This window comes from Streptomyces sp. NPDC094143, from assembly GCF_040303825.1.
GTDB lineage: Bacteria > Actinomycetota > Actinomycetes > Streptomycetales > Streptomycetaceae > Streptomyces.
Genome location: NZ_JBEOTZ010000004.1, coordinates 67,326 through 88,829, shown reverse-complemented (window position 1 = coordinate 88,829; position 21,504 = coordinate 67,326). Strand labels below are relative to the sequence as shown.

General features: G+C 74.4%; 22 protein-coding genes and 1 pseudogene. 10 read left to right on the top strand and 13 right to left on the bottom strand.

Annotated elements, in window-relative coordinates; genetic code table 11:
- Position 1: 1 nt before the first annotated feature.
- Positions 2-844 carry a pentapeptide repeat-containing protein gene (locus tag ABTZ58_RS06840; protein ID WP_351351198.1) on the top strand — a complete coding sequence of 281 codons (843 nt, stop codon included), beginning with the start codon at positions 2-4 and terminating at the stop codon, positions 842-844.
- Here the strand turns inward: ABTZ58_RS06840 and ABTZ58_RS06835 are convergent.
- Positions 806-2,302, bottom strand: coding sequence for a cytochrome P450 (locus ABTZ58_RS06835; protein WP_351351195.1), 1,497 nt, complete (start codon positions 2,300-2,302; stop codon positions 806-808). The genes ABTZ58_RS06840 and ABTZ58_RS06835 overlap by 39 nt on opposite strands.
- Before the next feature lie 109 nt (positions 2,303-2,411).
- On the opposite strand from ABTZ58_RS06835, the gene ABTZ58_RS06830 reads away from it, so the two are divergent.
- On the top strand, positions 2,412-3,020 hold the full coding sequence (locus ABTZ58_RS06830; protein ID WP_351351192.1) for a TetR/AcrR family transcriptional regulator: 609 nt from the start codon (positions 2,412-2,414) through the stop codon (positions 3,018-3,020).
- A gap of 85 nt (positions 3,021-3,105) precedes the next feature.
- The gene (locus ABTZ58_RS06825) at positions 3,106-3,834 is read left to right on the top strand and encodes a DUF2470 domain-containing protein (protein WP_351351189.1); all 729 of its coding nucleotides are present in this window, start codon (positions 3,106-3,108) and stop codon (positions 3,832-3,834) included.
- Here ABTZ58_RS06825 and ABTZ58_RS06820 read toward each other — a convergent pair.
- From ABTZ58_RS06820 to ABTZ58_RS06800, 5 genes are all read right to left on the bottom strand, one after another.
- A complete protein-coding gene (locus ABTZ58_RS06820; RefSeq protein ID WP_351351846.1) occupies positions 3,802-4,992 on the bottom strand; it encodes a lactonase family protein in 1,191 nt (396 codons plus the stop codon). The genes ABTZ58_RS06825 and ABTZ58_RS06820 overlap by 33 nt on opposite strands.
- A 113-nt stretch (positions 4,993-5,105) precedes the next feature.
- On the bottom strand, positions 5,106-6,209 hold the full coding sequence (locus ABTZ58_RS06815; protein ID WP_351351186.1) for a hypothetical protein: 1,104 nt from the start codon (positions 6,207-6,209) through the stop codon (positions 5,106-5,108).
- 43 nt (positions 6,210-6,252) lie between these two features.
- Complete coding sequence (locus ABTZ58_RS06810) at positions 6,253-7,506, bottom strand: aromatic acid exporter family protein (protein WP_351351183.1); 1,254 nt, start codon at positions 7,504-7,506, stop codon at positions 6,253-6,255.
- Positions 7,507-7,614: 108 nt separating this feature from the next.
- Positions 7,615-8,109 carry an FBP domain-containing protein gene (locus ABTZ58_RS06805; protein ID WP_351351180.1) on the bottom strand — a complete coding sequence of 165 codons (495 nt, stop codon included), beginning with the start codon at positions 8,107-8,109 and terminating at the stop codon, positions 7,615-7,617.
- A 370-nt stretch (positions 8,110-8,479) separates the two neighbouring features.
- Positions 8,480-9,055 (bottom strand): PAS domain S-box protein, encoded by a 576-nt coding sequence (locus ABTZ58_RS06800; protein ID WP_351351177.1) that lies wholly within the window; start codon positions 9,053-9,055, stop codon positions 8,480-8,482.
- 8 nt (positions 9,056-9,063) lie between these two features.
- On the opposite strand from ABTZ58_RS06800, the pseudogene ABTZ58_RS06795 reads away from it, so the two are divergent.
- The 4 genes and pseudogenes from ABTZ58_RS06795 to ABTZ58_RS06780 form a co-directional block, all read left to right on the top strand.
- A pseudogene (locus ABTZ58_RS06795) lies at positions 9,064-10,058 on the top strand (flavodoxin domain-containing protein); the annotation flags it as partial.
- Positions 10,059-10,087: 29 nt separating this feature from the next.
- Positions 10,088-11,050 (top strand): phosphotransferase family protein, encoded by a 963-nt coding sequence (locus ABTZ58_RS06790; RefSeq protein WP_351351174.1) that lies wholly within the window; start codon positions 10,088-10,090, stop codon positions 11,048-11,050.
- 110 nt (positions 11,051-11,160) lie between these two features.
- Entirely contained in the window at positions 11,161-12,450 is a 1,290-nt protein-coding gene (locus ABTZ58_RS06785) for an ROK family transcriptional regulator (RefSeq protein ID WP_351351171.1), read from the top strand.
- A 60-nt stretch (positions 12,451-12,510) separates the two neighbouring features.
- Positions 12,511-12,783, top strand: coding sequence for a hypothetical protein (locus tag ABTZ58_RS06780; RefSeq protein ID WP_351351168.1), 273 nt, complete (start codon positions 12,511-12,513; stop codon positions 12,781-12,783).
- A gap of 148 nt (positions 12,784-12,931) precedes the next feature.
- Here ABTZ58_RS06780 and ABTZ58_RS06775 read toward each other — a convergent pair whose 3' ends face one another.
- From ABTZ58_RS06775 to ABTZ58_RS06760, 4 genes are all read right to left on the bottom strand, one after another.
- Positions 12,932-13,960 (bottom strand): SDR family oxidoreductase, encoded by a 1,029-nt coding sequence (locus ABTZ58_RS06775; protein ID WP_351351166.1) that lies wholly within the window; start codon positions 13,958-13,960, stop codon positions 12,932-12,934.
- A gap of 302 nt (positions 13,961-14,262) precedes the next feature.
- A complete protein-coding gene (locus ABTZ58_RS06770; protein ID WP_351351163.1) occupies positions 14,263-15,552 on the bottom strand; it encodes an FUSC family protein in 1,290 nt (429 codons plus the stop codon).
- Positions 15,553-15,594: 42 nt separating this feature from the next.
- Positions 15,595-16,251 carry an HAD family hydrolase gene (locus ABTZ58_RS06765; RefSeq protein WP_351351160.1) on the bottom strand — a complete coding sequence of 219 codons (657 nt, stop codon included), beginning with the start codon at positions 16,249-16,251 and terminating at the stop codon, positions 15,595-15,597.
- Positions 16,252-16,290: 39 nt separating this feature from the next.
- Positions 16,291-17,319 carry a PHP domain-containing protein gene (locus tag ABTZ58_RS06760; RefSeq protein ID WP_351351157.1) on the bottom strand — a complete coding sequence of 343 codons (1,029 nt, stop codon included), beginning with the start codon at positions 17,317-17,319 and terminating at the stop codon, positions 16,291-16,293.
- A 123-nt stretch (positions 17,320-17,442) separates the two neighbouring features.
- Between ABTZ58_RS06760 and ABTZ58_RS06755 the strand changes: the two genes are divergently transcribed.
- Genes ABTZ58_RS06755 through ABTZ58_RS06745 form a run of 3 tightly spaced genes read left to right on the top strand, consistent with a single transcriptional unit; the run spans position 17,443 to position 19,559 of the window.
- A complete protein-coding gene (locus ABTZ58_RS06755; protein ID WP_351351154.1) occupies positions 17,443-18,252 on the top strand; it encodes an SDR family oxidoreductase in 810 nt (269 codons plus the stop codon).
- 10 nt (positions 18,253-18,262) lie between these two features.
- Complete coding sequence (locus ABTZ58_RS06750) at positions 18,263-19,279, top strand: DNA topoisomerase IB (RefSeq protein ID WP_351351151.1); 1,017 nt, start codon at positions 18,263-18,265, stop codon at positions 19,277-19,279.
- Positions 19,280-19,322: 43 nt separating this feature from the next.
- Complete coding sequence (locus ABTZ58_RS06745) at positions 19,323-19,559, top strand: hypothetical protein (RefSeq protein WP_351351148.1); 237 nt, start codon at positions 19,323-19,325, stop codon at positions 19,557-19,559.
- A gap of 29 nt (positions 19,560-19,588) precedes the next feature.
- Here ABTZ58_RS06745 and ABTZ58_RS06740 read toward each other — a convergent pair whose 3' ends face one another.
- From ABTZ58_RS06740 to ABTZ58_RS06730, 3 genes are all read right to left on the bottom strand, one after another.
- On the bottom strand, positions 19,589-20,134 hold the full coding sequence (locus tag ABTZ58_RS06740) for a VanZ family protein (RefSeq protein ID WP_351351145.1): 546 nt from the start codon (positions 20,132-20,134) through the stop codon (positions 19,589-19,591).
- Positions 20,135-20,285: 151 nt separating this feature from the next.
- Positions 20,286-20,948: a DUF4230 domain-containing protein gene (locus ABTZ58_RS06735; RefSeq protein ID WP_351351142.1), complete on the bottom strand. Its 663-nt coding sequence runs from the start codon at positions 20,946-20,948 to the stop codon at positions 20,286-20,288.
- Positions 20,949-21,053: 105 nt separating this feature from the next.
- A complete protein-coding gene (locus ABTZ58_RS06730; protein WP_351351139.1) occupies positions 21,054-21,431 on the bottom strand; it encodes an anti-sigma factor antagonist in 378 nt (125 codons plus the stop codon).
- Between the last annotated feature and the right edge of the window lie 73 nt (positions 21,432-21,504).

Genomic DNA, 21,504 nt, shown 5'->3' with positions numbered 1-21,504 from the left:
TATGCTGAACGGCATGCGAGATGATCAAGCCGCGCGAGCGGGACTGCGCGGTGACTGCGAGCGGTGCTTCGGGCTGTGCTGCGTCGCCCTGCCCTTCGCCGCCTCGGCCGACTTCGCGGTCTCCAAGGACGCCGGCACGCCCTGCCGCAACCTCCGGGACGACCACCGCTGCGGCATCCACACCGAGCTGCGGCGGAAAGGATTCACCGGCTGCACGGTCTACGACTGCTTCGGCGCCGGGCAGCGGGTCTCGCAGGTCACCTTCGGCGGGCAGGGCTGGCGGACCGGGCCGCCGGAGCACGCCCGCCGCATGTTCGACGTGTTCCCGGTCGTCCGTCAGCTGCACGAGCTGCTGTGGTACCTGACCGAGGCGCTCGCCCTGCCGGCCGCCCGCTCCCTCCACACCCAGCTGCGCACGGCGCTGGAGCGGACCGAGGAGCTGGCCGCCGGGACCCCAGGGGAACTCGCCGCGCTGGACGTGGGAGCGCACCGCCGGACCGTCAACGTCCTGTTGCTGAGAACCAGTGAGCTGGCCCGGGCCGGCATCAAGGGCCGCGGGAAGGACCGCCGCGGGGCGGACCTCGTCGGCGCCCGCCTCAGGGGCGCCGACCTGCGCGGCGCCACCCTGCGGGGCGCCTGCCTCATCGCCGCCGACCTCACCGGCGCGGACCTGCGCGGCGCCGACCTGATCGGCGCGGACCTCCGCGACACGGACCTCACCGACGCCGACCTGACCGGGGCGTTCTACCTCACCCAGCCGCAGCTCAACGCGGCGCGCGGCAGCGCAGGAACGCGGTTGCCGGAGTCAGTCACCCGCCCCGGGCACTGGACGGCGCGGGTCTGAGTCCGTCTCCCGCACCGGGGTCCGGCGTTCCGGGCGCAGCCGCAGGCCCTCCGGCATCAGCGTCAGCCGTTCCGTGACGCGCAGCCGGTAGGCCGGGTCGGGCCGCAGCTCGTAGCGGCGCAGCAGCAGGCCGAGCACCAGCGTGGCCTCGTGCAGGGCGAACTGCCGTCCGATGCACGCCCGCGCTCCCGTCCCGAAGGGCTTGAAGGTGTGCGGGGCCCGGGACCGCACCGCCTCCGCCTCGAAGCGGTCGGGGTCGAACCGCTCGGCGTCCGCGCCCCACACCTCCGGGTCACGGTGCAGCATCGGCGTCAGCACCAGCGCCCACGCCCCGCGCCGCATGGGGTGCTCCCCGGCCAGCACGGTGTCCTCCCGGGCCTCCCGGGCGAAGGCCGGCGCGGTGGGCCACAGCCGCAGCGACTCGTCCAGCACCCGGCGCACGTAACGCAGCCGGGCCACCTGCTCGTAGGCCGGTTCCGCCGCGTCCGCCCAGACGCGGTCCACCTCGGCGCGGGCCCGGGCCGCGACCTCGGGATGGCGCGAGAGGTAGTGCAGGGCGAAGGAGAGCGCGCCGGACGTCGTCTCGTGGCCGGCGACCAGGAAGGTGATGACCTGGCGGCGCACGTTCCGGTCCGCCAGCCGCTCGCCGGTCCCGGGGTGGGCCGTCCGCAGCATCCGGTCGAGCAGGTCCCCGTCCCCGCCGCCCCCGGCGCGCCGCGAGCGGATCAGCTCGTCGACCGTGCGGTTGAGGTGGGCGATGTCGGCCGTGTTGCGCCGGGTCGCGCCGCGCAGCAGCAGCGGGGCCAGCGGGAAGGGCACGGTGTTGAGCCGCTGCGCGTACGTCAGGGTGCCGACCATCGCGGTCACGAAAGGGTGCGGCCGGGAGCGTTCGAACGAGCCGAAGTCATGGCCGAACCCGGTGCGCGCGATCGTCTCCAGCGTCAGCTTGGTCATGTCGCCCGGCACGTCCACCGTCCGCCCCGCCGACGCCGCCCGGTCCCAGTGCTCCGTCAGCCGCCGCGCGACGGACAGCATCATCGGGTGGTAGCCGGCCATGGCCTCCCGGCTGAACCCCGGCGCGAGCACGTCGTGCGCCAGCTGCCAGTTCGGCTCGTGGTTGTAGGCGGTGAACAGGCCGTCCCCGGCCACCGGTCGCAGATTGGCGATGCCGAGCCCCACGTGCTTGGCGAACCGCGACTCGTCCGCGAGGTCGGCCGTGTGCCGGGCGCCCCAGACGAACACGAACTCCTTGCCGAACGCCTTGCGCCGGAACACCGGCCCCAGCTGCCGGGCGTGACGGAGCGAGTCCTGCAGGGGAGTGCGCCGGTTCACGCCCACCACGTCACCGAGCAGCGGGATCCGGCGCGGCGGATGCGGAATGCGCTGCAGCTCGGGCCAGCCCAGCTCGGCGCTGCGGAACCCCTTGGGCAGCCCGTCCCGTACCGGCGCCTCCGTCATGACGCGATCTCCCTCGATCCAGCGATGGCTTCACACGTGTTGTACGTGGGTTCAACAGCGCGTTTCAGTCTGGTCCCGTTGTTGAACCGGCGTCAACTAAAGTGCGCGCATGGCCGCGAACCAAGGCGGGCGCACGCGCCGCCGGCTCAGCACCGGGGAGCGCCGGGAGCAGCTCCTGTCGGTCGGGGCGCGGCTGTTCTCGGACAGCCCCTACGACGACGTGTGGATCGAGCAGGTCGCCGAGATCGCCGGGGTGTCACGCGGGCTGCTCTACCACTACTTCCCGACCAAGCGGGACTTCTTCGCGGCGGTGGTCGAGCGCGAGAGCGAGCGGATGCTGCGCATGACGGCGGCGGTGCCCGGCGTCCCGGTGCGCGCGCAGCTCGCGGCCGGTCTCGACACGTTCCTGGAGTACGTGCGGGCCCACGCCCACGGCTACCGGGCGTTCCACCGCGCCGACGCGGCCGGGGACCAGGCGGTCCGGCGCGTGTACCAGCGGGCCCTGGCCGCGCAGGAGCGGCAGATCCTGGCCGCCCTCGCCGCCGATCCCGAGTTCGGCCCGGCCTTCGAGGAGCGGCCCGAGGTGCGGCTGGCGGTGCGCGGGTGGCTGGCGTTCACCACGTCGGTGTGCCTGGAGTGGCTGCGCGACGCGGAGTTGAGCCGGGATCAGGTGCGCGAGCTGTGCGCACGCGCTCTGCTGGGCGTCCTCACGCCCTGAAAAGTCTCGCGAAGATCACGTGCTCCGGTTGGCTCACACCCCGATCTTCTGTAAGTTAGGCAAGGCTTACCTAAGGAGGTCTGGGATGGGTGACGACAGCCACAGTTGGACGGCGGCCCCCGCAGCGGCGGAGCGGGCGCGCTCGGTGCTCGCCGCAGCGTGGTCCTGCTCGCTGACCGCGGAGGGGACGCGCGAGGAACTGGTCGGCGCGCACACGGTGGCCGAGGACGGCCGGGTGACGGTGACCGTGCCCGAGGACAGCGCCCTGCTGGGGGCCGCGATCTGCGCGCCCCGCGGCGAGCCGTCCGCGGTGCTGGAGTTCGCCGACGTCGCCCCCGTCCCGCTGCGCAGCCGGGTCCGCGCCAGGCTGTGGCTCGCCGGCTGGTTCGCCGCCGAGGAGGACCGGCTCGCCTTCACGCCCACGCGTGTGGTGCTGCGCCGGCCCTCGGGGGCCGTGGTCGTGGACCTCGACGAGTTCGCCGCGGCCACGCCCGACCCGCTCACCACGGCCGAGGCCCGGTTGCTGACCCACCTCGCCGACTGCCACGCCGACGCGGTCGAGCGGCTCACCCGGCTCGTCGAGCCCGGCAGCCTGCACGGCGCGGTCCGCGTCCAGCCGCTCGCCGTCGACCGGCACGGGCTGACGCTGCGCATCGAACGCGCCCGCGGCCACGGTGACGTACGCCTGGCGTTCCACCGGCCCGCCGACGACGTCGCACAGCTCACCGAGCGGATGCACGTGCTGCTCAGCCAGGCGGCCGCCGCCTCCTGCCCCCGGGCGCTACAGCGGCAGCGCACAGACGGCGACCGGTGAGGGGAACGGGTCGCCCGCGGGACGCAGTGCGCCGGTTGCCCGGTCCACGTGGAAGACGCTGACCGTGGAGGACCTCTGGTTCGCCGCGAACAGCAGTGTGCCCTCCGGGGAGAAGGCGATCTGGCGGGGGAAGTCCCCCTCCACGGGCACGGTGTCCAGCAGTCTCAGCCGGGCACCGTCCGCCTCGATCGCATAGCGCGCGAGGCTGTTGTGGCCGCGGTTGGCCAGATACGCGTAGCGGCCGTCGCCGGTCACCAGCAGCTGCGCGGGGTAGTTGGTGCCCGGGCCGGTGCCCGTGGACTGCGCCTCGCCGACGCGCAGCCGCCCGGAGGCCGGCTCGTAGGAGCAGACGGAGACCGTGTCGCCGACCTCGTCGGCGAGGTAGGCGTAGCGGCCGCCGGGGTGGAACGTGAGGTGCCGGGGCCCGGCGCCGGGCCGGGTCCTCGCCCGGGCGACCTCGGTGAGCGTGCCGGCCTTCTCGTCCAGGCGGTAGGTGTAGACGGTGTCCGTGCCCAGGTCGACGGCGAGCACATGGCGTCCGTCCGGACTCGTGACGAACTGGTGGGCGTGCGGCCCGTCCTGGCCCGGCCCGGGCGGCGGGCTGGAGTGCCGGACCAGATCGGTGCGCTCGCCCAGGGCTCCCGAGGCGTCGATGGGATGCACGGCCACGCTGCCCGACCCGTAGTTCGCGCTGAGCAGCCAGCGGCCGCGCGGGTGCACCGACAGATGGCAGGGCGCCGCCCCGCCGGTGCCGCGGCTGCCCAGCACCTTGCGGTCGGACAGCCGGACGGCGGTCACGGCCCCGTCCTCGCGCTCGTCCACCGCGTACAGCGTGCGCCGGTCCGGGTGCAGCGCCAGGTACGACGGGTCGCCGACGCCGGTGATGGTGCCCGTGCCGGTGATCCGGCCCGTCGCCGGGTCGTACGTCGCCAGGCCGATGCCCTTGCCGCCGCCCTCGGCGGACGTGTATGTGCCGAGGTAGAGGGGCCGGGGCCCGGAGGGGCGGCGGGCCGCGCCGGACGGGCTCGTGCCCGTGGCGGGCGAGGCCGGGGGAGTCGTCGCGGGCGCGGGTGCGTCGTCGCAGGCCGGCAGCGCCGCCGCGGCGGCCCCGCCGGCCAGTGCGCCGACGAACCGGCGCCTGTTCCAGCCACTGTCCATGTCGTCCCCAGGTCGTCGCTCGTCCCCGTCGCGGACAGCCACCTTGACGTGGATCACCTGTCGGGTGCAACAACGGCACCGGGCGTCGCGCGCGACGCGACCCGCCCCCTCGCCTACCAGTCGCCGTCCGCCACGGGCTTGCCGGGCGCGTCCTTGAGCGGCCGCACCTGTCCGGGCGCGGGCTGCTCCCAGGGCTCGTGGTCGTCCCCGAGCCAGTCGCCGACGGGCTTGACGGCCTGGAGTTCGTCCGGGGCGCGCAGGTCCTGCGCGTCCTGGTCGTAGTAGTCGAACCAGGGCAGGCCCGCGCGGGTGTACGCGGCCCGGTCCACCGGGGAGGGCGGTGCCGCCTCACCGGTGATGCGGTGCCACTCCGGCGGAGTCACCAGGTGCACGAAGACCCGCCCGGCGGGCTGCCGGGACCAGTGCGCGAGCGGCCGGTCGTCCTCGTAGACCTCCTGCCGCATGGAGCCGCCGACGCCGAGACCCATGGCCGCGGCCGCGCGGGGCGGGCTCGCCGGGGCGGCACCGGGGGCGGGGGCCGGGACCGATCCGGGCGCGGGTGGCGCCGCCATGGGCATGGCCGCGCCGAAACCGCCGGGCGCGGCCATGGGCCCGCCCGCCATCGGGGCGCCGTAGGGCGGCGGCGCCGCGAACCGCGTGCGCTCCAGCCGCCGGCGCTCCGCCGCGCGCCACGTGGTCAGCTCCTCGTCGTTCAGCGGGAACGACCGCAGCTGGATCCCGCCCCACACCTCCTCGCCCGTGACCTGGCCCTCCACCGTGGCACCCAGGCCGAGCGGTACGGCCACGAACTGCCGCACCGTGCCCGTACCGGAGTTGATGCCGTCGAGCCAGGGCTGGCGGGGCAGCACCACGTAGTTCTGCGGGTCACGGGTCAGTCGGTCGCTCCAGGGGCGGCCCGAGACCGCGCACACCTTGCCGACGCCCACCTGCAGCGCGGCCGGTTCCGCGGTGCCCGCGAAGTTCAGCCACATCGCCTCGCGCAGGTACACCGGCAGCATCACGCCGCCGCGCGCCCGCATCGCCTCGGGCACCCGGTCCGCGTGGTCCGCCACCCGCCGGACCGGGAACTCGCCCAGCCCGGGCGGCAGCGGATGCGTGCCCGTCTCCGGCAGGCGCAGGGTGCGGATGAACCGCACGGCCACACCGCCCGGCAGCCGCAGTGTGTTCCCGTCGATCCGCACGGTCGTGTCGGCCATCGGCCCGCTCCTCGCCTCGGCGCCGGCCCCGCGCCGGCTTCCCTCAGCGAGAACGCCCGCCGAACCCCGCGCGGTTCCGCCACAGCTGTTCCTGAACGCCCAGCCGCTCCCGCAGCCGGGTCAGCCGCGGCATCCGCTCCCGCTGTTCCGCCGACACCCGGTCCAGCTCCTCGAACAGGCGCTTGGTGCGGTGCTCGGTGTCCAGCTCGTCCAGGATCCGGTTGACCTCCGTCAGGACGGCGCCGGGCAGCTGCCAGTTGTTCTTGTCGCGCTCGGATTCCTCGCGCAGCAGCACCGCGAGCTTGTCGCGGGTGGCCGCGGCGGAGCGCAGTTCGGTGGCGAGACGTTCCTCCGCCGACTCGGCGCTCGCGCTGAGGTGGGTCGTGACCAGCACCGCGAAACTGACCACGGCGTCGGCGATCTCGGACAGCAACTGCTCCAGCACGGCGCCGGTCTCGGACTCGAACAGCGGCTTGGGCTCGCGCTCCTTAGCGAGGTCGGTGAGAGTGCGGGCGAGCACGCGCAGGACGACCGTGCAGATCTCCAGCGTGTCCAGGCCGGTGCGCAGCACCACCCGGTGCAGCAGGCCCTCCCGCACGCGCGGGTTGAGGCGCAGGCTGTCCTCGGCCTGCCGCAGGGCGGCGTCCACCTCGACGATGTCGTGGTCCAGGCGCCGCGCCTCGTGCAGCCGCTGGGCCGCACGGTCCACGGGCGGCGCGCCCGCGGCCTCCTCGCCCATGCGGAGCATCAGCTGGCGCAGCCGGCGGGCCAGGCCCTCGATCGACTCGCCGGCCTCCTCCACCCACACCGGGGGAGCGAGCAGCAGATTGCAGCCGAGCCCGACGACGGCGCCGATCAGCGTCTCCAGCACCCGGGCCCAGGCGGTGTCGCCGACGGTTGTGACCCCGAGGACCAGCATGGCGCTGATCGCGACCTCGGGTACGTACTCCTCCACCCGGACCAGCCGTCCCACGACCAGCGAGGCCACGAGCAGCAGCGCCAGGCTCCACCAGGTCAGGCCCACCAGCAGGCTGAACGCGATGGCGACGAGCACCCCGGTCACCACCGCGTTCACCCGCCGGAAGCCGTTGGTGAGCGTGGCGTACAGCGTCACCTGGACGACCAGCAGAGCCGTCAGGGGGGCGGTGAGCGGCGCCTTCTCGGGGCTCAGCCGGAGCGCGATGACGTAGGCGATCGTCGCCGCGAACGCCGACCGCAGTGTCTGGACGACCACCGGATCACGGCGCTTCCTCAGGATCTTTCCGGCCCGGACCGTCCACTCGCGTACCTCTCGCATCCTCGGGCTGTTCCCCTTCCTCCGGCTTCGAACGTGTCCATCAAGGACGTTAGTGCCGTCGGGTACCACGGGCGACCGAGGCAGATCACGAGGAAGATCACACGAGGATCACGCATGGAGCCTGTCGAGGAAGGCGGCCAGGTTGCCCCTGGTCCGCTCGATCTGCTCCTCCAGGGTGAGGCTCTCCTCGAACCGGGCCCCGGACTCCGGCTCCTTCTTCCCTCGCAGGTACAGGGAGCAGGCGAGGTCGGTGCACATGTAGACGCCGACCGAGTTGCCCTCGCGGCCGGCCGCACCCGCCTTGGGCGCGGTCATGAGCGAAACGCCGCCGCGCGGATGGGTGGTCAGGCACAGCGAGCACATGCTGCGGTGCAGGAACCCGCGTTGCGCGGCCTGGAACCGCATCGTCACCCCCACCAGCCGCCCGCCGACCTCGGTCACCAGATAGCTGCGGTCGGGCGCGCCCGGGTCGCGCCACCCGAGGAAGTCGAGATCGTCCCAGGAGCGCTCGGCGAGGTCCCGGGGCACCGTCAGCCGCTTGGCCTCTCCCTTGGAGCAGTTGATGAAGGACTTGCGGATGTCCTGCTCGGTGAGTGATCTCATGGGAGGGCTCCTGGTCGTCGTTCCCGAACCTAGGGGTCCTAGGTTTCCGGCCCAGGGTAGGTGTCACCGACGAGAGGGAGCCAATGGATTTCGGAGAGGCCGTCTCCGCGCGCGCCAGGGCGGCGCTGAGCCATGTGGCGGCGCGCTCGGCGGGACCCGCCGTCGGCCCGCGGCTGCGCATCACGCTGGACTTCCACCCGGACCGCTCCGCCCGCGGCGGCCCCGTCCTCGCCCGTCTGGCCCGGGACGCGACCCCCAGGACCTCAAGAGGGTCTGGCACATCCTGGCGCGCTTCGGCGCCCCGGAGGGCGCGGGCACGGCCAGGGACCTGCCCGCGGATCCAGCCGGACGCCGCGACGTCCGGCACCCCCTATTCCACCCCCGCGGCCCGCGGCGGCCAGACCCCCGGGACCAGCACGCCCAGCGCATAGGCCCGGGCCACCAGTTCCGTGCGGTTGGCGGCCCGCCAGCGGCAGGACAGGCGGCGCAGGTGGTACGTGACGCCGTCGGTGGTCAGGCCGGTCTCGCGGGCGGCCCGGGCCGTGGTGGCGCCGGCGGCCAGCAGGGCCAGGATCCGCGCCTGGGCCGGCGTGACCCGGGCCTGGCCGGCGGGCGGGTCCGAACGGGGTGCGCGCTCGCCGTCCACCCGCAGCATCACCAGCAGGGCCGGGGTCTCCTCGACCGTGTCGCTGACCGGGTCCGCCGTCAGCTCCCCGTACCGCTCGACGCCGCCCGGCGCGCGCCAGCGCACCGACACCCGGTAGCGCGAGCGGTGCCGCAGCCGCAGCGCCTGGGCGATCCGCTCCACCTGCGTCGCCTCCCGCGGGCTGAACAGCTCCAGCACGTCATGTCCGCGAAGTCGCCCGGGCGTCGTGCCGCACTCCGCCGCCATCGCCGGATTGGCGAGCAGCACCGCGCCGTACACGTCGCACACCGCGACCGGCATCGCGACCCGGTGAACGGGCCTGCATCGGACGGCAGTTCGCGCTGCACGAGGCCACCATGCTGCTGGCCATGCTGGTCCACCGCTACCGGTTCAACGACCACGCCGGCTACCGCCTCACGGTCAAGGAGACGCTCACCCTCAAGCCCGAGGGCTTCACCCTCACGCTCACCCCGCGCACACCGGCCGGCCGCATCCACCCGCCGCTGCCCGGCGTCCGGGCCGAGCGGACCCGGGACGCCGGGCCGCAGGGCCTGCCCGCCCGCGTCCGCCCCGGCACCGCCGCCCTCTTCCTGCACGGCAGCAACTACGGCACCTGCCGCGACCTCGCCGCCCGACTCGCCGACGAGGCCGCCGCCCTCGGCTGCGACACCGAGGTGGCACCCCTCGACGCCTACGCGGACGGGCTGCCCACCGACCGGCCCGTGGTCATCACGGCCGCCTCCTACAACGGCCGCCCCACCGACGACGCCACCGCCTTCGCCGCCCGGCTGGAGGAGGACCGCGACCTGTCGGGTGTGACGTACGCGGTCCTCGGCGTCGGCGACCGCAACTGGGCGGCCACCTACCAGCACGTCCCGACCCGGATCGACGAACGGCTCGCGGAGTCCGGCGCCGACCGGGTGCCGAACTCGCCCCCGCCCTCTGCTACTTCGGCTGCGACGCCCCCGACGCGGACTTCCTGCACGCGGCGGAACTGCGCGCCGCCGAGGCCGCCGGGGCCGTGTCCCTGCGCCCCGCCTTCAGCGAGGCCCCCGAGGGCGAGGTGCGGTTCGTGCAGCACCGCATCGCCGCCGAGGCCGAGGAGGTCTGGGCCCTGCTCGGCGCCGGAGCGCGGGTGTACGTCTGCGGGGACGGTTCCCGAATGGCGCCCGGAGTGCGGGAGGCGTTCCGTACGCTGTTCCGCAAGCACACACCGGACGCCGACGAGACGGCCGCCGAGCAGTGGCTCGACGGGCTGATCGCGGACGGGCGCTACACCGAGGACGTGTACGCCACCGGCTGACCGCGGACGCGGGGGAGGGGTGGGCCACGGTGGTGGACTCCTGGGAACGGGCCCGGCTCGTCCTTCGGCAGGCGGGCCTGGACCCCGGCCGCCTCGCCCACCTCGCCCCGATGACCGGCGGCACGTACAACACCGTCGAGGAACTGCGCCTGACCGACGGCAGCCGCTACGTGCTGAAGGTCCCGCCCGGCGCCGCCGTCCCGGGCCTGCGGCACGAGCGCGAACTGCTGGTATCGGAAGCGGAGTTCTACCGCTCGGCCGCCCGCGCCGGGGTCACCGCACCGCACCTGGTGGCCGGCGGCGACGGCTTCCTGCTGATGACGGCCTGCCCGGGCGAGCCGTGGGACGGCACGCTCACCGACGCCGAACACACCGGCCTGCGGACCGAGCTGGGACGCCAGGTGGCCCGGCTGCACCGCGTGACGGGCCCGGGCTTCGGCTACCCCTCCGGCGCCCTCGGCCCGCTCGCGCCCGACTGGCGGACCGCGTTCACGGCGATGTTCGACGCCGTGCTCGACGACGCCCGGCGCTACGGGGCATGGCTGCCCCGGCCCCCCGACGCGGTGGCCCGCACCGCCGCGTCCGCGTACGGCGCCCTCGACGAGGTCACCGTCCCGTGCCTGGTCCACTTCGACCTGTGGCGGGGCAACATCCTCGTCGACCGCTCGGCCGGGCGGGCCCGCGTCGGTGGCCTCGTCGACGGCGAGCGCATGTTCTGGGGCGATCCCCTGGCCGACTTCGTCTCCCTGGCGCTGCTGGGGGACATCCGGCGGGACGAGGCGTTCCTCGCGGGCTACCGGGAGGCCGGCGGCCGGGCCGTGTTCGACGTTCCGGCCCGCCGGCGCCTCGCCCTGTACCGCGCCTACCTGTACCTGATCATGCTGACCGAGACGGTCCCGCGCGCGGTCGGCGAGGAGCAGCGGCGCCGGGTGCGGGAGACCGTCGCCCCGGAACTCGTCGCGGCGCTGGACGACATCACGGAGGCCTCCTAGGCCGGGTCGGTTAGCTCACATCGTGAAATAAGGGTTGGAGGAATGTCGCGCCGCGCCGGGCCCCGACGGTATGTTGCTGGTCGGACCGGGGATGCGGAAGAAGGAGCCACATGGCGGGGCGGAACGGGCGCACGGTACGCGATCTCAGGCGGGCCAACCGCGCGGCCGTACTGCAACGGCTCTACTTCGACGGCCCGCTCAGCCGCTTCGAACTCGGCCCGGTGACCGGCCTGAGCTCGGGGTCGGTCAGCAACGTCGTCGCCGACCTGGTCGCCGACGGGCTGGTCGAGGAGGCCGGTAGCGTCGACTCCGACGGCGGCCGCCCACGCACCCTGCTGCGCGTCGCGCCCGGCAGCGGCCACATGATCGGCGTCGACGTCGGCGAGACCCGCGTGCGGGTCGAGCTGTTCGACCTCACCCTGACCGAGCTGGCCCGCGCCGAGCGTCCGCTCACCCCGCAGCGGTACGAGGTCGAGGTCATCGTCGACCACATCCGTCACGGCATCGCCGAGGTGCTCGACGCGGCCGGACTCGCCCCCGAGCGGCTCCTCGGTGTCGGCATCGGCGTCCCCGGCATCGTCGAGCGCACCCCCGACCGCGGCGCGGTGGTGCACGGTCAGACCATCGGCTGGGACGCCGTCCCGCTGGAGGCCCTGCTGCGCACCGGCTCCCCGCTGCCGGACACCGTGCCGTACGTCATCGACAACGGCGCCAAGACCCTGGGCCAGGCGGAGATGTGGTTCGGCGCCGGACGCGGCGCCCGCAACGCCGTCGTGGTCCTCTTCGGCTCCGGCGTCGGCGCCAGCCTCGTCACCCCCGAGGCCGACCAGGGCCGGGCGGTCGAATGGGGGCACCTGACCGTACGGGTGCGGGGCCGCCGCTGCCGGTGCGGGGCGCTCGGCTGCCTGGAGGCCTACGCGGGCGCCGAGTCGCTGCTCGCCCGCTGGCGGGAGGAGGGCGGCCGCATCCCGGCGGGCACCGACGAGGAGACCGCCCTCACCGCGATGCTCGCCGCGGCCTACCCGGCCGGGGACGGTGAGCCCGACCCGGTCGCGCTGGCCGTCCTGGAGGAGACCGCCGAGTACCTGGGCGCGGGCCTGTCCGACCTGATCAACCTCTTCCAGCCCGAGCGCATCCTCATCGGCGGCTGGGCGGGCCTGGCGCTCGGCTCCCGCTTCCTGCCCGCCGTACGCCGCCACGCCCTGTCGTACGCGCTGCGCCACCCGGCCGGGAAGGTGACCGTCGACCTCGGCCGGCTCGGGCCCGACGCGGTCACGGTCGGCGCCGCGATCCTGCCGCTCGCCGACTTCTTCGCGCGTGGCGGACGGCGCCCCGACCCCGCGCCGGAGTCCCCGCTCCCGGCGTGGCGCACGGCGCTGCAGGAGCGGGCGCCGCGCTGAGGTTTCGCCGATCACGGCGGAGGTACTCGCGAGGCGCCCGACGACCGAAGGGAGTACGCCGTGACCGACCACCGCCTCGACGCACCCGGCGAGAACGGTGATCCCGTTCCGCGCGACATGCCGGACCAGCAGGCCGACGCCGGCGAGGACCCGTGGGAGGTCGCACCCCGCTTCACGGGTACCGGCAAGGACGACGAGGACCGGGCCGACGGGTCCGGCGAGCCGGCCGGTGACGTCCCCGACACCGACGAGGCGGGGACGGGCCGGCAAGGGGCACCGAGCTCGGGTACGGGACAGACCGAGGACCCGGTGCCGGACGAGCCCTCCGGCTGAGGCCGAGGAGGGCACACACCGAGGGCCGCGGCCGACTGTGGGGGTCGGCCGCGGCCCTCGAACCTTTTCCGGGTCCGATGCCACGGGCGTCCTGGGCGTCCGTGGCATCGGGACCGGGGCGTCGGGACGTCCGTCGCACCAGCGCAGTTCACCCCACCTTGCGTCCCCGCATCGGTTCGGTCCGCGCTCCGCCGCCCTGCTGGAGGCCCTCGAAGAACTCGCGGAGCACCTCCGTCGCCGTGCGCTCGGGCTCCCAGCCCAGCTCGGTGCGGGCCCGGGTGGAGTCCATCAGGGGCAGCCGCAGCACCGCGTCGAACAGGTGCGGCGAGGCGGGCAGCAGGTGCAGACCCCAGGCGGCCGCGATCGCCGACCGGGCCGCCGTGCGCGGCAGCCGCACCGGGCGCGCCCCGAGCATCTCGCCCAGCAGCCGCGCGTCGACCGGGGGATCGGCGGCCAGGTTGAAGGGCCCGCGGACGTCCCGGTGCACGGCCAGCCGGTAGGCCCGGGCCGCGTCGTCCGTGTGCAGCGCCTGCACCCGCAGGCCCGGGATGTCGGGCAGGAAGGGCAGCAGCTCCGGGCGGGCCAGCGGGCCCGGCAGGAACCTGCCGCCGAAGATCCGGCGCTGCTCGCTCGCCGACTCCCACTTGAACAGGAACGCCGGACGCATCCGCACCACCCGCGTGGCGGGATGGTCGCGTTCGAACGTGTCCAGCGCGCGCTCCAGATAGGCCTTCTCCCGGCAGTACGCGGCGTCCGGCCAGCCGTGCGTCGGCCACGACTCGTCCACCGCCTCGTCCTTCGGACCGGGGGAGTACGCGCCGACCGACGAGGCGTGCACCAGGGCCGGCACCCCGGCCTCGGCCACCGCCTCGAACACCCGCATGCTGCCCAGCACGTTGGTGCGCCAGGTCGCCGCCGGGTCATGCGTCGGCTGGAAGGCCCAGGCCAGGTGGACGACCGCGTCGGCGCCCCGGAACCGCTCCACCAGACCGGACCGCTCGGCGGCCAGGTCGACCGCGTCCCAGTCCGTCTTCGGGGGCGACCAGTCGGGGAGCCGCCGGGCCAGGCCCAGCACGGACCCGACCTCGGGATCCTCGGAGAGGAGACGCACCACGCTCGTGCCCACGTTGCCCGTGGCGCCCGTGACGACGACCCTCATGCCCGTTGTGCTGCTCACCTCTGGCTCCTCTCGGCCGTGTGGTTCCGCGAGAGACCACCGAGTACCCGGGTGGGCCGGATTGCACGTGGGCAGAAGGAAGCCCCGGCCGGGACGGGGGAATCACGGCCGGGGCGGCTGGGACGTGGGCACGGATGGCGGTCGCCTCTCGGCGAGGGGCTCCACAGGGCTTCAGCCGGACGATCGTCCCTGTGGGCGAATGGTGAGGCCCGGGGACACTGTCCCATCCGCACCCACGTGTGGTTCAACGGGCAACCATCTCCGGGTGTTCCGTGGGCGCCCGCTCCACCGCGTGAGGTGCGTCACCGTCCTTCGCCGTCGGGCACGGTCGCCGGCATGGTCTCCGCCCAGAGGTTCTCCGCCTGCAGCAGCAGCGTGCCGAGCACCGCCGTGTGCTCGGCGCCCTCCCGGGCGTGCCCGCGCAGCCTGTCCTGCAGTTCCTCGTGGAGTTCGCGCAGCGTCTTCTCGGTCTCGTCGTCGGGCCGGCCGCGCAGGCTGCCCTCGCGCAGACTCTCCGCCTGCGCCCGGCACGCGTCCCCGATGAGCTCCAGCATCCGCGCGTACGACCGCAGGGCCCGGCCCTCGGGCGGGGCGGGCGTCCGGTTGTCGTCCACGGACACCGCCAGGGCCCGGGTCAGCGCCGTGACGTGCCCGGTGACCCGGCCGAACCGCTCGTCCTCCTCCACCGGCGGCAGGGCGGCCCCGTGCGGGACGCGGTGCAGGGCGCGCAGGGGCGCGTAGGTCAGACGCAGGCTCTCCTGGCTCCACCGGCGCGCCGAGTGCAGGGCCTCCAGACGGTGCTCCAGCCCGGCGGAGGCACCGAGCCAGCCGGCGGCGGTCTGCGCGTCCCAGTCGCCTTCGCGCAGGTCGGCGGCGACGGTGTGCAGCACATCGCCGACCTCCCGGGCGAGCGCCGCCAGGTTCTCCCGCACGTCGCGCAGATGGATCGGCGGCAGGATCAGCGCGTTCACGGCGACGCCGATGACGGCGCCGAGTGCGGCCTGCCCCACCCGGTGCCCGACGCCGGACAGGCTCACGGTGCCCGCGGTCAAGGTGAACAGGGCGGTGGTCGCCGCGTAGATGCCCTGGTCGCCGAAGCGGGGCCAGTTCGCGAGCAGCATCAGCACCGGCACCGACAGGGCGAGCGCCCAGGTGGTGTCGCCGGTGAGGGCCTGCGCGGCCGAGGCGAGCAGGGTGCCGACGCAGATCGCGCCGAACTGCCGGGCGCCCTGCACCAGCGAGCTGTAGACGGTGGCCTGCACCAGCACCAGCGCCACCCACGGCGCCATCAGCGCCAGCGGGTCGTCCATCCAGACGCCGCTCACCAGCCAGGCGATCACGGCCGCGCCCGCCGCCTTCAGCGACTGGACGACCAGATCCCGTTCCCGGCCCGGGCCCCGCCAGGCCGCTCGCACCGCGTCCCGGGCCGCCCGGGTCTCCCGCCGTACGGCGTCCACCGGCTGCACGGCACGGATCCCGTGCTCCAGGTTCCGTATCCGCCGCGGGGCCGTCGCGGCCGCCGTCGTGTCCCGGTCCTTCCGCCGGCGGAAGGCACCCGCCCGCCGCCGTTCCCCACTCGTCACACGCGTCATGCGCTTGCGGGTATCCGGCTGACCGGGGGTTTCACCCCCGGGTCAGGCCAGCGCACCGCTGTCGAGGGCGGACAGCAGATGCGCCGGGTCGGCGTAGACGGCGTCCGCGCCCGCCTCCTCCAGGTCCGCGCGAGGGATGCCGCCGCACAGCACACCCACGCAGCGCACCCCGGCCCTGCTGCCCGCGCGCATGTCCCACACCGTGTCACCGACGAACACCGCCCGCTCCGCCGGCACCCCGGCCAGCTCCAGGGCATGCTCGACCGGCTCGGGCGCGGGCTTGCCCGCGTCGACGTCGTCGGCGCTGGCCGTGGCGGTGATGGCGTCGTCCGCGTCGATCGCCCGGCGCAGCGCGCTCAGCTCCGCGCCGTCCGCCGAGGTCGCCAGCACCACCGCCCAGCCGTCGCCGTGCAGCCGCCGCAGCAGCTCACCGGCCCGCGGCAACGCCGGCAGCCGGTCGAAGTACTGCGCGTACAGCGCCTTGTGCCCGGCGCTGATGGCCGCGTCCTGGTCCTCATCCCGGTCGTCGCCGAGCAGATGGGCGACGAGGTCGCCGGACGGCAGGCCCACCGCCCGGTGGACGGCGTGCATCGGCACCTGGTGGCCCGCCTGCCGGAAGGCCTCCCACCAGGCGACGACGTGCAGATGATTGGTGTCGACCAGGGTGCCGTCGACATCGAACACGGCCGCGCGTTCCATGGATGCGGTTCCTTTCTCTCCGGCCGCGTGAGTACCAAGTCAGCCGGAAGGCATCCGCCGCTCACGGGTCCAGGCCAGCAGTTCGTCGAGGGACCAGGTGGTCACCACCCGCTCGGGCGGCACCCCGCACTCCTCCGCCCGCGCGCAGCCGTAGATCTGCCAGTCCAGCTGCCCCGGCGCGTGCGCGTCGGTGTCGACGGAGAACAGCACCCCCGCCTCGACGGCCCGGCGCAGCAGCCGCCGCGGCGGGTCGAGCCGTTCCGGCCTGCTGTTGATCTCCAGGGCCGTGCCCGTCTCCGCGAGCGCCGCGAACACCTCGTCCGCGTCGAACTCCGACTCCGGCCGCCCCCGCCCGGTCACCAGCCGGCCCGTGCAGTGCCCGAGCACGTCCGCATGCGGATTGCGCACGGCGGCCACCATCCGCCGGGTCATCGACCGGGCGTCCATGCGGAGCTTGGAGTGCACCGACACCACCACGACGTCGAGCCGCTCCAGCAGCTCCGGCTCCTGGTCGAGCGAGCCGTCCTCCAGGATGTCGCACTCGATCCCGGTGAGCAGGCGGAACGGCGCCCAGGTCCCGTTGAGTTCCGCCACCACGTCCAGCTGCTCGCGCAGCCGCTCGGGCGACAGGCCGCGTGCCACCGTCAGCCGCGGCGAGTGGTCGGTCAGCACCGCCCACTCGTGTCCCAGGGCCGCCGCGGCCCGCCCCATCTCCTCGATCGGGCTGCCGCCGTCGGACCAGTCGGAGTGCAGATGGCAGTCCCCGCGCAGGAGTGCCCGCAACTCCTGTCCGCCCCGCACGGCCGGCGGCTCCTGCGCCTCGGCCCGAAGCTTCGCCAGATAGCCCGGCACCTGCCCCGCCAGCGCCTCCCGCGCCACCTGCGCGGTCTTCGGGCCGACCCCCTTGAGCCCCTCCAGCGAACCGTCCGCGGCCCGCCGGCGCACCTCGTCCCCGCCCAGCTCCTTGAGCACCCGGGACGCCGTACGGAAGGCGCGCACACGGTACGTGGGCGCCAGGGACCGCTCCAGCAGGAAGGCGATCCGGTCCAGTGCCTCGACGGGGTCCATCGCCACCTCCACCTCAAGAGTTCCCCAGCGTCCGCCGGGCCGCACGGCCGAGCGACCGGTTTGCCCGGTACCCACCCGGGTACTGCGATGCCTCGTCCCACCGCTTCGACGAGGAGGCCTGTCATGTCCGCCCCCACCGCGTCCCGCGACCAGGTCGCCGTGATCACCGGCGCCGACTCCGGTATCGGCCGGGCCACCGCAGTCCGCCTGGCCCGGGCGGGTCTGGACGTCGGCATCACCTGGCACAGCGACGAGAAGGGCGCGCAGGCCACGGCCGAGGAGGTCCGCTCGCACGGACGGCGGGCCGAGATCGCCCGGATGGACCTCACCCGGCTGCCCGGCGCCGCCGACGCGGTCGACGAGCTGTGCGATGGCCTCGGCCGCATCGACGTGCTGGTCAACAACGCCGGCACCGGCACCATGACGCCCTTCCTCGACCTGGAGCTGTCCACGGTGCGCGAGGTGCTCGACGTCGACCTCGTCGGGCCGTTCCTGTGCGGCCAGAAGGCCGCGCGGCACATGATCCGGCAGGGCGACGGCGGGCGGATCGTCAACGTCACCTCCGTCCACGAGCACCAGCCGCGCGTGGGCGCCGCCCCCTACTGCGCCGCCAAGGGCGGCCTCGGCCTGCTCACCCAGGTCATGGCCCTGGAACTCGCCGAGTACGGCATCACCGTCAACGCCGTCGCGCCCGGCGAGATCTCCACGCCCATGACCGGGCAGGAGGACACCGACCCGCACACCGAGAGCCGTCCCGGCGTGCCGCTCGGCCGGCCCGGCGACGCACGTGAGGTCGCCGCCGTCATCGCCTTCCTCGCAGGCCCGGACGCCTCGTACGTCACCGGCGCCTCCTGGAGCGTCGACGGCGGCATGCTGCGGATGGGCCCGCAAGCCGGCTCCCACCTGACGAGCCACGACTGGCGACGGCCCTGAGCGGGCCGCCGTGAGACTGCCCACCACCTCATGCGACGAGCCCGGATTCCGCCGCGTCCGCTACGGGCGCGGCTTCCGCTACCTGGACGCCGACGGTCGGGCGCTGACCGACCCCGGGCACCTCGCCCGGATCAAGGCCCTGGTCATCCCGCCCGCCTGGCGCGACGTGTGGATCTGCCGCCGCCCGAACGGCCACCTCCAGGCCGTCGGCCCCGACGACGCCGGACGGCGGCAGTACCTGTACCACGAGGAGTTCCGCGCCAAGCGGGAGCAGGCCAAGCACGAGCACGTCCGCGAGGTCGCGCGCACCCTGCCGCAGCTGCGCGCCCGGGTCGACTCCGACCTCGCCGGACGCGGCCTGAGCCGGGCCCGCGTCGCCGCCTGCGCGGTACGCCTGCTGGACCTCGGCTTCTTCCGCATCGGCAGCGACCGGCACACCCGCGACAACGGCACCTACGGCCTGACGACGATGCTGCGCGAGCACGTCACCTGCGGCCGGGGCGAGATCGCCTTCGCCTCCCCGGCCAAGGGCGGGATCGACCTCGTCCGGGCCCTGGTCGACGACCAGGCGCACGCGGTCGTACGGGCCCTGCGGCGGCGCCGGAAGCCGGGGGAGCGGCTGCTCGCGTACGGGGAGGGGCGGGCCTGGCACGATCTGCACGGCGCCGACCTGAACGGGGCGCTGCGCCGGCTGTCCGGCGCCGGCATCACGGCCAAGGACTTCCGCGCCTGGCACGCCACCGTCCTCGCCGCCGTGGCGCTCGCCGTCATCCCCGAGGCCGCCCGCGACACGGCCGCGGCCCGGCGCCGGCAGGCCGCGCGGGCCGTACGCGAGGTCAGCCACTACCTCGGCAACACCCCCGCGGTGTGCCGGGCCTCCTACATCGACCCGCGCGTCCTCGAGCTGTTCGAGCAGGGGCGGACCGTCGCGCCCGCGCTCACCCGGCTGGGCGAGCACGGCGACTTCGGGCGCCCGGCCACCCAGGGGGCCGTCGAGGCGGCCGTGCTGGACCTGCTGGGCCGCTGACGCACGACCCGCGCTCCGGCCGGTTCCGCTCTACGCTCGATGCATGACCGAAAGCGCGAGCCCGTACATGTCCCATCCGCGGATCATGGTGCTCGGGGTGCAGCCGGGCACACCGCCGTTCCGGATCGTGGAGATCGACGGTCAGGTGGTCGGGGAGGCCAGGGTCGTCACGGACGTCCTCGCGGCGGCGGCCGCGTTCGGCATCACGGTCCACGACCTGGACGACCCGGACGTGGTCCGCTGGGTGGGCGGCGACAAGTTCAAGTGGACGGTGCACTAGGCGGACGGGCGTAACGGGCGGCCCGGGCGTCAGTTCTTCGCCGGTGTCCGGTCCCGGCGGGGCTTGCGGGCGTGTACCGCGCGGCTGAGGCGGCGGCCCAGGAGCAGGTAGCCGATCAGGGCGCCGGTCGTGTTGAGGATGACGTCGTCGATGTCGAAGGCGCGGCCCGTCACCAGGGCGCCCTGGGCGAACTCCACCAGCAGCATCACCAGGGCGGTCAGGAGCAGCACGCGGAGGATGCCGCGGGTGCGGGGCGCGACGACGGGGACCAGGACGCCGAAGGGCACGCCCAGCAGGATGTTGCCGCCGATCTGCTTGACCGCGTCGCGCAGTGCCGGCTGGTCGAGATAGGCCCTGAGCGAGTCGCCCGGCCGCAGATTGGTGTGCGTCAGCGCCTCCGAGGCGGGCGAGGGCTGCAGGGTCAGCCGTGCCAGCACCACGGCGAAGGCGACCATGAACGCGAAGGCGCACAGCGTCGCCAGCAGCCGGAGGGGCCACGGAAGCGGACGCCGCTCGCTCCTGGAGCCCTCACTCCGGGACCCCTCGCTACGGAGTCGTGCGGCTGCACCGGCCATGTGTCCTCCAGTCCTCAACTTCCCTGCGTGCTACGGCGGTTACCCCGGGAAACGCCGGCGATGCCGTCGCTCCCCGTTCTCCCCCCGTCGGATTCCCGCCTTCCCCCGGAGCACTCCACGAAGCGGCTTTGGAGGTTGGCGGGGGAGCCGGTCAGTTCCCGTACGAGACGCGTACGTCCTTGAAGCCCAGGGAGCGCAGCAGGCCTTGGAGCATGCCGGTGGTGTTCGACTCGGCGCGAGCGGTCAGCTCGCTCTCCTTCGCCGCGTCGCCGATGTGCCGCACCGCCAGCTGCTGCACGGCCTGCTCGCCGTTGGGGTTGTCCGAGAAGAGGTCGCCGAGCCGGTCGAACAGACCGCGCTGCTTGGACACGGCGTAGGAGCGGTCGGGGTCGAGGGCCGGCTTGCCCAGGCGGGCGTGGGGCAGCCGGAGCGTGGCCGACGTGCGGTCGTCGTTGACCTGCACGTCGTTCTCGCCGACCTTGCCCAGGTCGACGTAGGCGTCGACGGTGCCCGCGCCGACGTACAGGGTGCGGGTGCCGCGGATCGCGTCCGGGAGCAACTTGGCGTCCTTCTCCAGGTCGACGACGACCTGGAAGTTGCCGGAGGCGGCGTCGTAACGGCTGATGTCCTGGATGGACTTCAGCAGCGCGGGGCCGGACCGGTCGTGGGTCTCGCTGCCGAACAGGTCCTTCAGACCCGGGACGACGCTCAGCCGGAGCCCGGCGAAGAACACGACGAGCACCACCACGAGCGCTGTCACCACCTTGGCCCAGCCGGGCATGCGCCTGGGGAGGCGCTTGACGCGAGTCGTCATGCGACGGCCCTCCTTCCTACTCACCGCATGCCCGCCACGTCCCCGGTCAGACCGGCGAGTTGGGGATTCGACGACCCGGTGGAGGCACGCCGGGGCGCGCACCCGTCACGGGCGGGGCGTCGCCTCCGGCTGTTCCAGCGCCGCGCGCAGCGTCGGCTGCGGCGGCAGCAGCCGGGACAGACCGGTGATCCGCAGCACGCGCAGGGTCAGCGGATGGGAGCAGACCAGCAGCAGGGAGCCGTGCCGGTCGAGCACCCGGCTGCGGGCCCGGTACAGCAGCCGCAGGCCCGAGCAGTCGAAGAACTCGATCCGGCTGAGGTCGATCACCACCCGGGCGGCGGGGCGGTCGGTCTCCCGGTCCAGGTGCGGGGCGATCTCCGTGGCCGCGGCGAGATCGATCTCGCCGCGGAACTCCAGCACCGTGTGCCCCCGTTCCTGGCGAACGCGCAGATGCCGGGTGAGCGGTGAAGGTTCCTGCCGCACGACGAGATCGCCTCCAGCCTGCTCCGTGCGTGGGGAGGGGAGCGTCGGTCCTCACAACCGGTCCCCGCCCTGC